The organism is Bernardetia sp. Wsw4-3y2, from assembly GCF_037126295.1.
Classification (GTDB): domain Bacteria; phylum Bacteroidota; class Bacteroidia; order Cytophagales; family Bernardetiaceae; genus Bernardetia.
This window is the reverse complement of sequence record NZ_CP147017.1, coordinates 1,308,708-1,325,103: the sequence shown is the minus strand read 5'-3', so window position 1 is coordinate 1,325,103 and position 16,396 is coordinate 1,308,708. Positions and strand designations below refer to the sequence as shown.

At 30.4% G+C, this 16,396-nt stretch carries 14 protein-coding genes; 9 read left to right on the top strand and 5 right to left on the bottom strand.

Going from position 1 to position 16,396, the window contains the following annotated elements:
• The first annotated feature begins 52 nt into the window (after window positions 1-52).
• The 3 genes from V9L05_RS05250 (at window position 53) to V9L05_RS05240 (ending at window position 3,009) form a co-directional block, all read left to right on the top strand.
• Window positions 53-1,894, top strand: a complete 1,842-nt coding sequence (locus V9L05_RS05250; protein ID WP_338814653.1) for an MXAN_6640 family putative metalloprotease — start codon at window positions 53-55, stop codon at window positions 1,892-1,894.
• Window positions 1,895-2,174: 280 nt separating this feature from the next.
• Window positions 2,175-2,555 carry an Hsp20/alpha crystallin family protein gene (locus tag V9L05_RS05245; RefSeq protein WP_338789970.1) on the top strand — a complete coding sequence of 127 codons (381 nt, stop codon included), beginning with the start codon at window positions 2,175-2,177 and terminating at the stop codon, window positions 2,553-2,555.
• Window positions 2,556-2,652: 97 nt separating this feature from the next.
• On the top strand, window positions 2,653-3,009 hold the full coding sequence (locus V9L05_RS05240; RefSeq protein WP_338814652.1) for a hypothetical protein: 357 nt from the start codon (window positions 2,653-2,655) through the stop codon (window positions 3,007-3,009).
• 15 nt (window positions 3,010-3,024) lie between these two features.
• On the opposite strand, the gene V9L05_RS05235 is transcribed toward V9L05_RS05240, so the two are convergent.
• A complete protein-coding gene (locus V9L05_RS05235) occupies window positions 3,025-4,077 on the bottom strand; it encodes a TraB/GumN family protein (protein WP_338814651.1) in 1,053 nt (350 codons plus the stop codon).
• A 170-nt stretch (window positions 4,078-4,247) separates the two neighbouring features.
• Window positions 4,248-4,829: a 7-carboxy-7-deazaguanine synthase QueE gene (locus tag V9L05_RS05230; protein ID WP_338794197.1), complete on the bottom strand. Its 582-nt coding sequence runs from the start codon at window positions 4,827-4,829 to the stop codon at window positions 4,248-4,250.
• A gap of 893 nt (window positions 4,830-5,722) precedes the next feature.
• Between V9L05_RS05230 and V9L05_RS05225 the strand changes: the two genes are divergently transcribed.
• Window positions 5,723-6,877, top strand: a complete 1,155-nt coding sequence (locus tag V9L05_RS05225) for a hypothetical protein (RefSeq protein ID WP_338814650.1) — start codon at window positions 5,723-5,725, stop codon at window positions 6,875-6,877.
• An 85-nt stretch (window positions 6,878-6,962) separates the two neighbouring features.
• Here V9L05_RS05225 and cysD read toward each other — a convergent pair whose 3' ends face one another.
• From cysD to V9L05_RS05210, 3 genes are all read right to left on the bottom strand, one after another.
• On the bottom strand, window positions 6,963-7,865 hold the full coding sequence (gene cysD, locus V9L05_RS05220) for a sulfate adenylyltransferase subunit CysD (protein ID WP_338814649.1): 903 nt from the start codon (window positions 7,863-7,865) through the stop codon (window positions 6,963-6,965).
• A 27-nt stretch (window positions 7,866-7,892) separates the two neighbouring features.
• Window positions 7,893-9,164, bottom strand: coding sequence for an ABC transporter ATP-binding protein (locus V9L05_RS05215; RefSeq protein ID WP_338814648.1), 1,272 nt, complete (start codon window positions 9,162-9,164; stop codon window positions 7,893-7,895).
• A 114-nt stretch (window positions 9,165-9,278) separates the two neighbouring features.
• Entirely contained in the window at window positions 9,279-10,166 is an 888-nt protein-coding gene (locus tag V9L05_RS05210) for an ABC transporter permease (RefSeq protein ID WP_338789976.1), read from the bottom strand.
• An 834-nt stretch (window positions 10,167-11,000) separates the two neighbouring features.
• On the opposite strand from V9L05_RS05210, the gene V9L05_RS05205 reads away from it, so the two are divergent.
• The 5 genes from V9L05_RS05205 (at window position 11,001) to V9L05_RS05185 (ending at window position 16,395) form a co-directional block, all read left to right on the top strand.
• A complete protein-coding gene (locus tag V9L05_RS05205) occupies window positions 11,001-11,732 on the top strand; it encodes a porin family protein (protein WP_338814647.1) in 732 nt (243 codons plus the stop codon).
• A gap of 187 nt (window positions 11,733-11,919) precedes the next feature.
• Complete coding sequence (locus V9L05_RS05200; RefSeq protein ID WP_338814646.1) at window positions 11,920-12,954, top strand: acyl-CoA reductase; 1,035 nt, start codon at window positions 11,920-11,922, stop codon at window positions 12,952-12,954.
• 213 nt (window positions 12,955-13,167) lie between these two features.
• On the top strand, window positions 13,168-14,310 hold the full coding sequence (locus V9L05_RS05195) for a DUF3298 domain-containing protein (protein WP_338814645.1): 1,143 nt from the start codon (window positions 13,168-13,170) through the stop codon (window positions 14,308-14,310).
• A 65-nt stretch (window positions 14,311-14,375) separates the two neighbouring features.
• Window positions 14,376-15,245, top strand: coding sequence for an RsiV family protein (locus V9L05_RS05190; protein ID WP_338814644.1), 870 nt, complete (start codon window positions 14,376-14,378; stop codon window positions 15,243-15,245).
• Window positions 15,246-15,372: 127 nt separating this feature from the next.
• A complete protein-coding gene (locus tag V9L05_RS05185) occupies window positions 15,373-16,395 on the top strand; it encodes a radical SAM/SPASM domain-containing protein (protein WP_338789981.1) in 1,023 nt (340 codons plus the stop codon).
• Window position 16,396: the final 1 nt, after the last annotated feature.

Sequence of the window (16,396 nt, the reverse complement as noted above, 5' to 3'; positions counted from 1 at the left end):
GTACTTTGTGCATTATTTACTATTTCATTACTCTAATAAAACTATCCACAAAATGAATTTTTACTCTACTTTTAAAACCTCACAACTACCTATTTGGATATTCGTTTTGGGTTTTATCGGATTATATAGCATTTCAAACTCTTCATTTTCTCAAAACAATAATTTAGCAGAAGATATAGAGTTCTCCAAAAAATGGGAAGCAAGACTAAATCAAGCTCTTTCCCCTACTCATTCTCATACTAATAGAGGTGATAAATCTCATCGTTCTTGCTTATCTATGGTTCTTTTGGAAGGTAAACAGAATAAGCACAAACTCACAGAGCGTCTTCAGAAAGTTTTAAGAACACATGCTATACGTCCAGATCTTGATTTTTCGGTAGATTCACGTCATTTTCGTTTTCATTATGACAAAACAGGAAGCAATGCCGTCTCTTCTACAGATAATAACAATAATGATATTCCAGATTATGTAGAGTTTATGGCTTCTGAATTTGAGAGTGTTTATAAAAAAGAAATAGAAGAACTAGGTTATGTAGCTCCTCCAAGTGATGGTGATGAAGGAGGTGGAAATGGTTTTTATGATATTTATATTCAGAATCTACAACAAGGGTATTATGGTGCAGTAAACTATGATCAAAAAGTTGGAGATAATCCAAATTCCTCTGTAGTAGAAACAGAAGCTGCTACAAGTTGGATGGAAGTGCGTAATAATTATGATGGTTTTGGTTTGCAAAATGATGCACTTAAAGTAACGGCAGCACATGAGTTTTTTCATGCTATTCAGTATGGTTATAACGGTAGTGATTCGCCTTCTTATTTTGCTTTTGAAGGCTCAGCTTCTTGGATGGAAGAAGAAATTTATCCTCGTATAGACGATAATTTTCAATATCTAGATGGCGTTTTTGATGCTCCTGATGTAGCTATAAACTATAATGAAAAAGATGAAAATGACCCAGACTATTTTGACTTGCGAATAAACTGGTACGGCTCGTGGATATATTTCCAATATATAGGAGAAAATTATGGGAAAGAAGTAATCAGAACATTTTGGGAAAATTTGCGTTCTCAGTCAGAGTTAGAAGCTCTTAATGCAGCTCTTATTACAAAAGGAACAACTCTTAAAACTGCTTGTGAAGATTATTTCATAGCAAATATTGTTCTGTCTGCCAGTTCTGTTTCTCAACCTTTTACATATAAGAGAGCTGCTGACTATATCAATTATTTGAGAGAAAATACTGATTCTGAAAGAGTAAGAGTGGAAGGACAACTAGATTATTCAGGACAAAGTAAAGTATGGGATAGTAAGCAACAAGGAAATAGACGATTGATGAGATTTTCAGCCGATTATATAGAACTTACCACACAGCAAAGAGATTTTAAGGTTGAAATAACAACTACTGAAGGAATAGGTAGTGAAATAGGAGTACAGTTTGTGGCTTTGAAAGCAAATGGAGAAGTAGAAGTTATTAAAGATTATCCTAGTGTAGGAGAAGAAGCTAAAATTGAAGTACAAGATGTAAATCAGAATGATAAAATGTATTTGATTGTTTACCGATTAGGAAAATTAAATGATGATTTTACTTCTAAGCAATACAAATTGCGTATAGCAAATATCAATGAACCTTTAGGAATAGAAGATAATTTAGGAGAAAATAATTATTTCAAAATTGCATCAAATCCTATTTCAAATAATTTGCGTTTTATATATCAACTAGAAAATCAAAATCTAAAAGACTATAAAGTAAATATAACTGACGTTTTAGGTAGAAAAATGACTCAAAATAACTCAATTGAGAAGACTATTCCTACTTCAAAATGGGCAAAAGGAACTTATTTTGTTACCCTTTTGTATAATCAGAAGCCTGTTGCTGTTCGTAAAATAGTGGTTCAGTAATTCAAAAATAAATATATAAAACTACTTCCTGTTAAAAAGTCAGTTTAAATTCATATTGTTTTTTAAACTGACGTTTTGTCATTTTTTAAAAAATATGTATTTTATTTTACTTTCTTTTTAAATTATTTTTTGTTTAAAAAAATGTTTATTATTTATTTGTTTTAGCTGATAAAGAGAAAATTAAAGTTGGTTTGAGTTTTGATTATATTGTAGTAATCAAACAAAATTTAGATAATAAGCTAGTCTGAACTATTACCAGATACTAAAAATAGATATAATTATGATGACCATAGATAAAACCTTAACCAAAAAACTTGCTTTACAATCACAAGCAGAAAATATAGCTAGTGGAGGAACTGTTGCTACAAAGATGTTTCTTTCAGAAGAAGAAAATGGATATTTACTTCGTTTGACAGCAGCTTCTGTAAAGCCAAATTCATATAAAATAGAAATTCGTCAAGGACATTTAATTATTATGTCTCTAGTCAAAATTAGTGAATTTGAAGGTGTACCTCGTTTTATGCAAGCCTTTCCAATTCTGCCTCATGTAGATTCAAATGGAATTGAGGCTCGTTATACCAACGGAGAACTTCATATTTTTGCTCCTTTTAGTGAAGATAATGATAAAGGAGAAAACAGAAAAATTGACATAGATTTTTGAGTCTAAAACAATAACATATATAGACAAACCTTGCTTTTTTAAGAATATTCTTTAAAAGGCAAGGTTTTTTAGTTGTTTTGATAAAACAATTTGGAAAATGACACGACAACAACAACTTATTGCATGGACAGAATCTATACTAGACATTACTCAAAGATGGAAAAACAAAAATATACATGTCAAAATATCTCTAACAGATAGAGATTTTGATAGACACGGAACTAGTTTTACCCATTTTTCTATGATTTTCAACTCTTTTTATATCCGAACAAGTGGAGTAAGAATGATGTTTAGTGGAAAAAATAATGAACTTGTAGAAGTTTCAACAGATTTTTTGACACAAGTCGAAATCATAGAAAACAACTTAGAAAATCTAATTATTTTCACAGAAAAATTAGGCGAAAGTGAATTAAAACAAACTATCTTTAGAAAGACTACTTTGCTTTTACTATAAAATTTGAATTGATAATTATTTTTTAATTTTTTCCTTTTTATTGAAAAATATTGGTGTTAGTGTATATCCAGCTTCTTTCAATAGATTTACCATTCCTTCTTCACCTCCCAAATGACCAGCACCAACGGCTGCAAAAATAATATTTTTCTTACTCTTTTTATCTTCTTTAGTTAGTTCTTTTTTCATTTGTTCTTCCATTCGTTTTACCATCACAATATTTCTTCTAATAATAAGCGATTGATAAGATTCCTTTTCAAACTCACCTGAAATTTGGTTGTGCAAAAGCTCTATGTTTTCACTCAAATAAAGTGAAATTAAGGTTTCCATTGGGTTAGGAGAGTTTTTTAATTCGACTAAAGTGGTGTCATTTTCTTCTATAACAGCGACATCAATTTCTATATTTAGAGAATCTTGAACATCAAGATTTTGCTTTGCTTTATTTTTTTCTACAATATAATTATATAATTCTCTTGCTTGTTTATTGATTGGTGTAGAGTTCAGAGCAGTCATTTGTTCCTTTACAGTTTCTAATCCAATTACTTTTTGTTCATTTTTCCTTGCTCGGTTTTGTAGGTACATATCTAAAGCTGGAAATTTCTCTATTGTGGCATTTTCTTTAGTGGTATTTGCTGATTGTGCAAGTTTTTCTTGCTCTTTTTCTTGCAACATTGCCATAATAAAAATAGGACGAACCATATCTAAAAAGGGAGCTAATTGTCCTATGTTTTCTGCTAGATAAGGCTTTATTTCTTGATATTCTTCTTTTGTGAGTAGTTTGGAAAGTGTCGAATCTGATGGTGACATAATATAACCAATCGCCAAAATAGAAGTCATAAAATTCAAATCTAGCTCGCCAGCTACTGTCAGAGAATTATCCATATAAGGATAAACATTAGAAGCATAATCAATTACTCTTTCGTCACCTACATGCACAGTTCCAAAAAGATAAGATTTTTGTTTGAGGTTATTTCCACTTATTTCCCAAAGAAGTTGAGCCTTTACAAATGTAGAAGTAAAGAAAAATAGGATAGAAAAGAGTAAACCAATTAGATAGGAAGAGTTCGGCATAAGTAGAGATTTAGATTTGTAGTAAACTATTAAAGTTCATTATAAACTGACAAAAAAATAATTCTGTTTTTTTAATAGAACGGATAATTATGTTTTGTGTTCCCTACTTTTTTAAAAATAATGTTGATTTTGTTTTTCTACAAGTATAGATTGGTAAGTTTATAATGCAGTTAAGGAATATCCATAAACTTATGTGTTTGTAGTGATACTTGCCACCTAGGATTGTTTTTTACAAATTCTATCAAAATAGGTAAGTTTTTACTACTCTTACTCCATTCTGGTTGAATAAGTAACTTACAAGTATCAGAAACTTTTTCGGCTTCTTCTTGTGCCCATTCCAAATCACTGAGTGCATACACCACCATTTTTAGCTCATGTGCTTTCTGATAAATGTCCTCTAACGGTTTTTTGAATCTTTTTGGAGAAAGAGTAATCCAATCTAGAGTTCCTGAAAGTGGATGCGCTCCCGAAGTTTCAATATGAACTCTAAAACCTTCTTGTTTTAATGCTGCTGTCAGTTCATCTAAATTGTGCATTAATGGCTCTCCTCCTGTAATAACTACTAAACGAGCAGGAAAAGAACTAGCTTCTTTTACAATTTGAGTAATAGATTGTTGTGGGTGTGCTTCTTTGTCCCAAGATTCTTTTACATCACACCAAAAACAACCTACATCACAGCCCCCCAAACGAATAAAATAAGCTGCATGTCCCATAAAAACACCTTCTCCTTGAAGTGTATAAAATGCTTCCATTACTGGAAGAATAGAATCAGAAGGAGCTATGGATGGCTTTTGGGAAGTGGATAATGATTCAAAGTTTGGTTTAATCTGTTTTTTTGATTTCAAAATTGAATTTGATGGTTTTGATGAAGATATAGTACGCATTTTGATTTCGTAATTTAGAATGATAAAATGAAATAGAATACGGCGAAGGTGTGCAAACTCCACAGCGCAAAAAGAGTGCAAAGGTAGCTTTTTTTTTATAAAAAATTAAATAGTATTACTTACAGTCTCATAATATAGTTTTATATTTGTGTTATATTCTAGTTTTTTTAGCAAATAATGCTGTAGTAAAAATCCCTAATCTTAAAAATTAGGAATAATCCTAAGGGATAATGTTATTTATCAATATATATTTGTAATAATTATTCTATAAGAATTATGAACTAATTGCAAATTTTAAATTATTGATTATCAGTTTATTAAAAGTAAATAAATTACTACTACGAAACACTCAAATATTTGATAATCAGTGGACTCAATTCGTGATTTTTAATTAGCTTCGCTGCTTTAACAGGTTGTAATTGTTCCTAAGGTATATAATTTGTTAGAGCTAATTATAAGATAAATTTGATAATTAAAACAGATAAAATTTTATCTAAATTAAAGTATTACTGACCGAGATAAATTAGATTTTAATCGTAAAAAACAAACTCTATACGTAACTCTACGTATTTAAAACTAATAAAGGCATAAAATTTGGCTATTATCTATATAAATTAACTAATATAAATCTTATTGTTTATAATCAAAAATAAATATATAGTAATTTGATTTTTAATTAAAAATAGATTTTGATGAATTGCAAGAAGTGTAAAAAACAGAGAAATATATTTAATAGAAAAAATAAATCATTTATTTTAACCATGCTAACAACCTTACTTACAACCATTCTTATTACACTTTCTTCTTTTGCTCAAAACATACAAGAGAATGATGCTACCCTTGCCTACAAACAAGGAAAGCAACAGGAAAAAAGTGCTTCTACAACAGCACATTACGAAAAAGCATTTCAATTATATGAAAAATCTGCTGCTCTAGGCTATGATTCAGCACAGGTTGCACTGGCTCAGTTTTATGAGCTTGGTATAGGCACAAAAACAGACTTCTTGAAAGCTGCCGATTTGTACCAACGTGCTTTAGAACAAGGAAATGCACAAGCAGCTTTTCGCTTGGGAAATCTGTATGAAAAAGGAAATGGTGTTGAACAAAATATGGCACAGGCTGCCCATTGTTATTTGCAAGCTTGGGGAGGAAAGTATCCTCGTGCTTCGGAAGCTCTAGAACGCATAGATGCAAAACGTTGGTTGTCTTCAGACTTGCCTACCTATCGTTTTTATTTGGCCATGAATAATGATGAAAAAGCACAATATGAATTAGGAAAGATGTATTTGGATACAAAAACAACAGCAAAACCAAATTGGATAAAAGCAAAGTATTGGTTAGAAAAAGCAGCAAAAAATAATTTGGTAGAGGCTCAACTTCTTTTAGCAAAAACGTATGAAGAAGGACAAATTATAGAAAAAAATACTGATATAGCAACTAGTTATTATAATCAAGCTGCAAGACAGAATAATAAAATAGCTTTATTATGGCTAGAAAATCAGCAACTTCAAGAGAGTACTGAAAATATTAGACTTACAGCTACTACAAATAACTCAATTCAAAATGAAGTTGTAGTAATTAATCATTTTGAAGAAGGTGTAAAAGCGTGGAATACTAAAAATAATAAAGTTGCATATACTCATTTCCAAAAAGTATCTTCTAAAAAACAACCTCAAGTTTTGAAATATTTAGCCATTATGCATAAAGATAATTTGATTGCAACAGCAAATTTATCAGAAGCAATTTTGTATTTGAATGATTATACAGCAATTTATCCAGAAGATGCAGAAGCTTACAAACTCTTAGGAGAAGTTTATCTTGCCAAAAAGCAAAAATCAGAAGCAAAATATTATTTTGAAAAAGCAGAAGAAAAAGGAATCACAATAACAAAAGATGTTTGGGCTTCTTTAGATTAACAAACTAAATTGACATAATCCTTCATAAGAAATAAAAGCCGTTTTATTGATGTTTTTCAATAAGACGGTTTTTTATTTTTTTGACTTAGAAATACCCTTCTTTTTTACGATCTTCCATAGCTGCTTCCGAACGCAAATCATCTGCTCTTCCTGCTCGTTCAGTCAGACGCATGGCTGCAACTTCAGTCACTATCTCAGAAATAGTAGAAGCAGGAGATTCTATTGCTCCTGTACAAGTAGCATCACCTAATGTGCGAAAACGTACTTGCATCATTTTCTTTTCTTCCTCTGGGCGAAGTTCCATAAAATCTGTAACTCCCATAATTACACCATCTCTGACAAAACACTCTCTTTGATGAGTAAAATAAAGTGAAGGAAGTTCTAAATTTTCTCGTTCTATATATTGCCAAACATCTAATTCTGTCCAATTGGAAAGAGGAAATATTCTAAAGTTCTCATCGTATTGTTTTTTTCCATTAAATAAATTCCATAACTCTGGACGTTGATTCTTTGGATTCCACTCTCCAAAACTATCTCTATGGGAAAAAAAACGCTCCTTTGCTCTTGCTTTTTCTTCATCTCTTCTTCCCCCTCCAAAACAGGCATCAAGTTTTAATTCTTCAATGGCATCTAAAAGCGTGATACTCTGTAATTTATTTCTACTTGCATTATAACCTGTTTCTTCTTTTGCTTTTCCTTGATTGATAGAATCTTGAACATAGCGTACAATAAGTTTAGTATTTGTTTTCTTAACTAAATAATCTCTAAAATCAATCGCTTCTGTAAAATTATGTCCTGTATCGATGTGCAATAATGGAAATGGAATTTGGGCAGGATAAAATGCTTTACGAGCTAAATGAAGAAGTGTAATTGAATCTTTTCCTCCTGAAAAAAGCAATGCTATATTTTCAAATTGAGCAACTGTTTCACGCATTATATAAATTGCTTCTGCTTCAAGTTGGTCAAGGTGAAAAAAGTTATAATTCATTGTAAGAAAATTAAAAATGAGATTAAATTAGTTTGCTGAAATAACATGTGCGTTGATGTCAAAAAAGCCGTATGGAGCTGCTGGATTATAAGCCAACTCATCTTCATCTTTATTAGTAGAAATTTGAAGGGGAGGTAAAATAGCATCTACCACATCAAAAAACTTTTCAGGAGTTTCTCCTAGCCAAAAATACATATCGTATTCTCCTGCACGAAAAGGTGTATTTTCTAGTACAATAGAAAACGAAATGGTATAGTCTTTTTCATTTGGACGAAGAAAGACAGAAACATCTTGTTTTCTTGTATTGGTTATAATTTCTCCAGTAGGAGACTTGAAAATAAAAGATGCAAAAAGCAAAGATAAAGGTTGATTAATTTTGACTTCAAAGTTAAATTTAATATCCTGTCCACTCAAAAAATTAGGTGATTCGATGTTGTTTGTATCAGTAATTACAATTTTACTAAAACGAGCATTTCCATTTCCTCTTCTGTTCAGACTATTATGGATTTCACTATTTTCATCAAAAACTTGATCGTGCATAGAAGATAAATAGTTATTGATTACTTCACTTGTTGAGCCTGTCTGTTTAATTTGTCCTTTATCTAACCAAATTCCTTTATTACAAAGACTTCTAACAAATGTTGTGTTATGGCTAACAAACAAAATAGTTCTGCCTTGACTAGAAACCTCTCCCATTTTGCCCAAACATTTTTTCTGAAATTTACTATCTCCTACTGCCAATACTTCATCTACAATCAAAATTTCGGGTTCTAAGTGTGCAGCTACAGCAAAAGCCAAACGTACATACATGCCTGATGAATAGCGTTTTACAGGAGTATCTAAAAATTTTTCTATTTCAGAAAAATCAACAATTTCATCAAATTTAGATTTGATTTCTTTTCTGCCCATTCCTAAAATAGCCCCATTAAGAAAAATATTTTCTCTACCAGAGAGTTCTGGATGAAAACCTGTTCCTACTTCCAAAAGACTGGCTATACGTCCTTTGATAGAAATACTACCTGTTGTTGGTTCTGTAATACGGCTCAATACTTTCAAAAGAGTAGATTTCCCAGCCCCATTACGACCAATAATTCCTACTCTATCTCCTTGTTGTATATCAAAACTAACATCTTTTAATGCCCAAAATTCTGCAAAATCATCTTTTTGTTTTTGTTTAGAAAAAACAGATTTTACCTTATCTGTAATTACATCACGTAAAGACTGATAGTTTGCTTGTTGGTCATTTCCTATGATATATTTTTTTCCTAAATCTTCTACACGAATAACACTTTGACTCATTTTAATTTTGATTTTAAGAACATAAATTCTTTGATTCGTTTGATTCTACGCCTATTTTTGTAAGATAAAAATGTATGTGTAGATTAATTCTGATGTACAAAATCTGACTTTAATTTAAATTACATCTGCAAATGTTTTTTCTGTTTTTCGGAAATAATAAATTGCATAAGTCAAAATAAGTAAACACATAAGAATAGAAACACTAAACATACTCCAGTTCATCTGAGCATTACCAATAATAGACCAACGAAAACCATCAATAACTCCTACCATTGGATTAAGAGCATAAAGAGTAACCAGATAATCAGTTAGCCAAGCCAGATCCATTTCTATCATTTTTTTGCCTAGCTTCTCATAAACAATATTGCTACTAAATCCAACAGGAGAAACATAAACTCCAAACTGAATAATAAAAGGAATAATATACCTAAAATCTCTGTATTTTACATTCATAGCTGTCAGTAAAAGTCCTACACCAAAAGCAGCCAAAAATGCAACAAGTAAAAATAAAGGTAGAAAAATGATTTTCCAACTTGGAACATACTGATAAACAGCCATCAGAATGAGTAGAAGAACAAATGAAATCAGAAAATCTACACAAGCTGTAATAATGGAGGCTGTTGGAATAATCAAGCGAGGAAAATAAACTTTAGAAATTAGATTAGCACTACTAACCAAACTATTACTACTTTCTGAAAGTGCATTAGCAAAAAATTGCCAAGGTAAAAGACCTACATAAACCATAACTGCATAAGGAGCATTTCCCTCAGAAGGAAGACCAGCCACACCACTAAAAACAATTGTAAATATTATCATAGTAAGAAGTGGACGAATCACACTCCAAGCAACACCCAAAACAGTTTGTTTATAACGAACCTTTAAATCTCTCCAAGTTAGGATATAAAAAAGCTCTCTGTATCGCCAAAGATCTTTCCAATAATTCCCTTCTGTCTGACCTGCTTTAATAAATAAATCGTAATCTGAGGAGTCGTTTTTTTTCACAAGAAATATATAAAAGGATAAATGAAAGAGTTTGATAGACTCTTGTTAAAAACACTAAAAATAGATGAAGAACAATTTCATTATATGAATTATCTCAAAAATAGATTGCAAATATACAAAGGTTGATTGAAAATAGTAATAATTCAGAAAAATCAATTTTATTTTCCACCTTCTCCAATTATGAAAAATTATTGAACAAAGTAACTAGAAAGACATTATATACGTATAGAAATTAATTAATCTTTTCTGAAAAAAAGATGGTTTTTTGATTTAATTCTTAATGATATAGATATACTAATTTTAAAACAGATCAATTTTATCTCACTTTTTTATCGAAAAAATAATTTTTGTCTATAATTTTTAGTATTTTTGGGTTCAAATTTATTTTTGATCAATTTTTAATAAAAATTCCAAAAAGAAATAAAATGTTTTGGGAAAATCATTCTGATATAAAAACGAACTATTTCGTGTTTTGATGAAATTTTCTTGAAAAATCTTTTTAAGAGTAAAAACAAAGTGTAAAAACAGCAATTATTTTTTATTCAGAACAAATTTTTATTACTTTATTTTTTTATGTAAATTAACCTATTAATCTACTGTATTTCTTGCTCTATTTGACTTGTCAGCCAATAATCAAACATGGTTAGATAAGTTGAATTTGTATAGAAATAGAGACAAAATAGAATTCAATAGCTTTATTCATTCAAAATAAGTGAATAAAATTTGCGAAAAATCAAAAAAAATGCTTTCCTTTGCAGCAAAGTTTTCTATTTTGGAGAAAATTTATTTTTTTCGAACAAAATCCGTTATCTTACAACAACAACCTTTTAAATTATGAAAGTACCCTTTAACATTGAATTCTCTTTGAAACGTTCAATCCGTGCTATCGCTACTGCAGTATGTGCAGTTGTATTAACTTCAGGCGCAGCCTTCGCTCAAGACGGAGCTGGCGAAACTGAATCTAAACTTATGGTCGGCTTTAAAGCTGGTTTTAATCTTGCTGATATTCGTATTGGTGCTGATACAGAGTATTGGCAAGGACAAGAGGGAGCTGGAAAAAACTTCGGTCCTCAAATCCATGCATTTGGTCGTTATAACTTTACTAAATGGGTAGGTGCAGAATTGGAATTAGGCTGGACTCAAAATGCCTTCACTACTTTCACTGATAAAACAACTACTTACCGTACAAACAATTTTCAAGCAAATGCTTTATTGAACGTACGTATTCCTGTTCTTTCTGTATATCACCCACGTATTTACATTGGACCTTCTTACAACTACAATGCTTATACATATAGCCGTACAACAAGTAACGTATATGGATACAATGTTGATCAAACATATGATGTAACAAACAGCTTTGCACCTCATGATATTGGTGCGATAGTAGGTTTAGGTTTACAGTTTGATGTAAAATTTGCTACTTTATTAGTTGATGCTCGTTACCGTCACGGATTCTCAAAATCTGTACGTAGAGCAGGTGATATTACTAGTGTTACTCCATTAGTTCGTCAGGCAAGTTTTAGTGATGTTGCTTTTATGGTAGGTTTAGGTTTTGGTCTATAATCTAACCATTTATATCAGATTGATATAACAATAAGAATTTATAAAAATCCTGTTTGAGTAATCAGACAGGATTTTTTGTGTTATATAAAATTAGCTAAAGAAGGTTTATACTCAAATATATGCTATATAATTTTTATATCTTTGTAAACTATTTCAAATTTATACAAATTATTTTTCTGTATTAGTAATGACACTTTCTCATCGTAAAGCTGCTTTAATCGCACTTGGTAATTTTATAGACTCTCTTTCAAAAGAAGAAAAACAACCTATTTTTCATCAAGCCTATAGTCATAATAATTGGTTTACACCTGAAAATACAGAGTTTGCATTAGCTTCTATTCGCAGCATGCTTACAAAAGAAAGTTTAGAGGGTTGGCTCAAAGACTATGATACCGATAAATTAAATAAAATAGGAGTAGATTTTCCTGCAAAAAATATAGGATTAATACCAGCAGGCAACATTCCTTTTGTAGGTTTTCATGATATTCTGTCTGTACTTTTGAGTGGACATAAAATATGGATAAAGCCAAGTCAAAAAGATACAATTCTGATAGAAAGTTTAATAGAATGGGCTTTCGAAGTAGAACCAAAATTTAAAGACTATATTTCTCTTCGTCCAAATCTAAAAGGTGCTGATGCCTACATTGCAACAGGAAGTAATAATACTGCACGTTACTTTGAGTATTATTTTGGAAAATATCCAAGTATTATCCGTAAAAATCGTTCATCGGTTGCTATTATAAAAGGAGATGAAACTGGGGAAGAGTTAGAACGTTTATCAATAGATATCTTTCAATATTTTGGTTTAGGCTGTCGCAATGTATCAAAGTTATATGTGCCAGAAGGGTATGATTTTGGAAAGCTATTAGATACTGTTTATTTACAATGGAATTCTATGAAAAATCACAATAAATATGCTAATAATTATGATTATTACAAGGCTATTTATTTAATGGAACAGATTCATCACTTTGATGCCTTCAATATTCTGCTTACAAAAGATACTTCTATTTCTTCGCCTACTGGAGTTTTGTATTACGAAGTTTATCAAGAAATAGAAGAAGTAAATCAAACCATAAGAGAAAAAGAAGAGCAAATACAGGTAGTGGCTTCTGCAAATGCTTGGTTTGAAAACAGTATTGATTTTGGTCAAGCACAACATCCTAAAGTGTCAGATTATGCTGATGGTGTAGATACAATGGATTTTTTAATAAAATTATAATAATAAGATAGTTTAATATAAAAATACTTATATTTTTGTCTTACGTGTTTTAAATAACTTTTTTTTGTGAGAGTATAAGAGTAATATTAATCATGTCTAAGTCTAAAATTTTAATAAAATCTTTAAATATTTTCCAAATAAAATTTAAGTATTATAATAAACTGCTACACAAACATTTCATATACTAATTCAAACCCTATTATTTTACTTTTTATGAAAAAAGAAAAATTAATTATCTCGTTTATTCATTTTTTATTTATTGTTTTATTTGTATTTTATTCTTCCCTACTCTTTGCTCAAAAACCACAAACCTCTACAAATACAGATTATTGTCATTTTAAAGGCACAATAAATGGAAATTTATCTATCATAATGGATTTAATCCAAAATGGAGATTCTTATTCAGGAAGCTATTATTACACAAAATACAATTTACCAATAAATTTGGAAGGCAAAGTTAATGATAAAGGTGAACTAGAATTATTTACAATGGATAGTGAAGGGAAAAAAACAGAATTTATAACAGGAAAGATAAATCAAAATACTTTTGTTGGAAATTGGAAAAATCAAGACAAAACCAAAACACTACCTATTTCTTTAGTAGAAGATTATTCAAAAAGTATTGCGTTTGATTTTGTTGCTATAAAAGACAGTGTAAAGTTATTCAAAAATAGAAAAGATACACCTCAAGCTACTTTTTCAGATATAATTGTAGAAGTAAAACAAGTCCCACAAGGAAGTAGTTTAGCCAAAATCAAAGAACTTCTAATAAAACATCAATCAGTACAGAATGAATCATCTTCCCAAACAGCTAAACAAATAATTGAAAATAATAAAAAATCATTCTTTAAAGAGTATTTGGAAGTAAATAAAGACCAAGATGAAGACTATTTATATGCAGCAAATTGGATCAATCAAAGTGATGTAGAAGTCGTTTTTAATGATAATTATTTTGCTACTATTGCATTTTCTAATTATCAATATTTAGGAGGAGCGCATGGAATGTTTGGAGAAACCTATCTTGTTATCGATACAAAAAGTGGTAAAGAATTAAAGTTGAGTGATATTTTTGACAAACAAAATCTTGCCATTTTAGAAAAAAGAATGATAAAAAAAGCCTACGCATATACAGGCTTTGAAAATCCTGTTTCATTACAAGATGCTGGTTATTTAGTAGAGAAAATAGAAGTTACAGATAATTTTTCATTGACAGCCAAAGGAATAACTTTTGTTTATCAACCTTATGAAATTGCACCGTATGCAGCAGGAATGCCTGCTTTTTTGTTTACTTGGGAAGAATTAAAAGAGCTTATTAAATCAGATTCTCCTGTAAATTTATTACTTAAGAAGCAATAAAACGAATTATTTTTGAGTATTTTGGAGGGATTAAAATTTCTTTACACTTACTTACTCCTATAATTATGAAAAAAAATAATTCTTTGCTTGTTTTCTCATGTCTTGCTGTTTTTCTCTTTGCTTCTTGTGGTGGAAACACAAATGCTAAAGCAGAGGAAAATAATGTTGATTCTGTTACAACACAAACAAATCAGAATATCGAAACAGATAATAGTATCAAAAAAATAGCTTTTGAAATCTTTGTAGATAGTGGAACAATCGAACTTGCAGCAGGAGAAGAGGATTCGCCTTCAGCTCTGTTCAAAGAAGAGATTTTGGTAGTTACAGAAGTGCCTAGTCAGACTAATTTGGAAGAAATTCAAGCTATTTTACAGAAAAAACAGAATTATAGTGGAGATGCAAAACAAGCCTTAGCCAAAAAGAAAAAAGAATATTTGGAAGGCTATGTAGATGCAAATTCAGAAGAGGTAATAGGAATGTCAGCAGAGTGGGACAGAGATTTATCAGTCCAAGTAATTTTTAATGATGATTATTTTACTACCATTGGTTTTTACCTTGATGAATATGGAGGTGGAGCGCATTCTTATTCTACGGCTTCTTTCGTGATTTTGGATTTGAAAAATAGTAAGCAAATTACTTTGTCTGATATTTTTGATGAAAAAGGACTTGCTTTACTCAAACAAAAAATGTTAGATAGGGCTTTGGAAATAGCAAAGAATAATAATGCATCTTCTTTAGAAGAGTATGATTTTTTTGTAGATGCAATTGAGCCAACTGAAAGTTTTACAATTACAGAAACTGGTATTGAATTTTCTTATGACCGTGGGGAAATAAGACCTTATAGCAGTCCTGCACCGTCTTTTTTCTTTAAGTGGAATGAGATAAAAGATATTATCAAAACCGATGCTTCGGTTCGTTCTTTGATTGTAGAATAAATTAAAATATCATCTTTGATAAATCCTTTTTTTGAAAATTCTTCTTTCAAGAAAAGGATTTTTTATTTCAATCAATTAAGATTGATATTTGTATGATTTAGGCAAACACAGATAAAATCAATTAGTAATGAATAAAAGTCAATTTATAGACGGAATAATTTACCTCAAAACGCTTACTTTCAGACGTTTTTGGAATGGTGTTTTGCTATTGTTTAGTTATTACCTTTCCAAAATCACAAAGAAAAACTATCAAAAAGGATTTCCGATAAGTATTGCCTTTGAGCCTACAACAACTTGTAATCTGAAATGTCCTCATTGTCCGTCTGGACTTAGACAATTTTCTCGTCCTACTGGAAATGCTACAAATGCTATTTTTGAAAAATTATTAAATGAAGTTTCGCCTTATCTGACCTATCTTATTTTTTATTTTCAAGGAGAACCGTATATCAATAAACACTTTTTGGATTGGGTAAAACTAGCCAACGAAAAAAATATCTATACAGCTACTTCGACAAATGCTCATTATCTGACAGAAGACGTAGCAGAAAAAACGGTTCTTTCAGGTCTTTCTAGGCTTATTATTTCTTTAGATGGCGCAAATCAAGAAACCTATCAAAAATATAGAATTGGAGGAAATATCGATAAAGTTTGGAAGGGAATTGAAAATGTAGTTGCTTTTAAGAAAAAACACAAAAGCAAAACGCCTTTTATTATGCTTCAATTTATTGTCTTCAAACACAACGAACACGAAATCGAACAAATAAAAGCAATAGGAAAAGAATTAGGAATCGATAAAGTGGCAATAAAGACAGCACAGATTTATGACTATGAAAATCAAGCTGATTTTATTCCAGAAAATTCAACATATAGCCGTTATAAAAAGGAAGAAGGTAAAGTAACTCTAAAGAATAAGCTAGAAAATAGCTGTTGGAAAATGTGGCATTCTTGTGTCATTACATGGGACGGAAAAGTAGTTCCTTGTTGTTTTGATAAAGATGCAACCCATCATTTGGGCGACTTAGAGAAATATTCTTTTAATGAAATTTGGCAAAATGAAACCTATGCAGCCTTTAGAAATTCATTATTACAATCAAGAAAAGAAATTGAAATTTGTAAAAACTGTACCGAAGGAACGAAGGTTTGGGCATAAA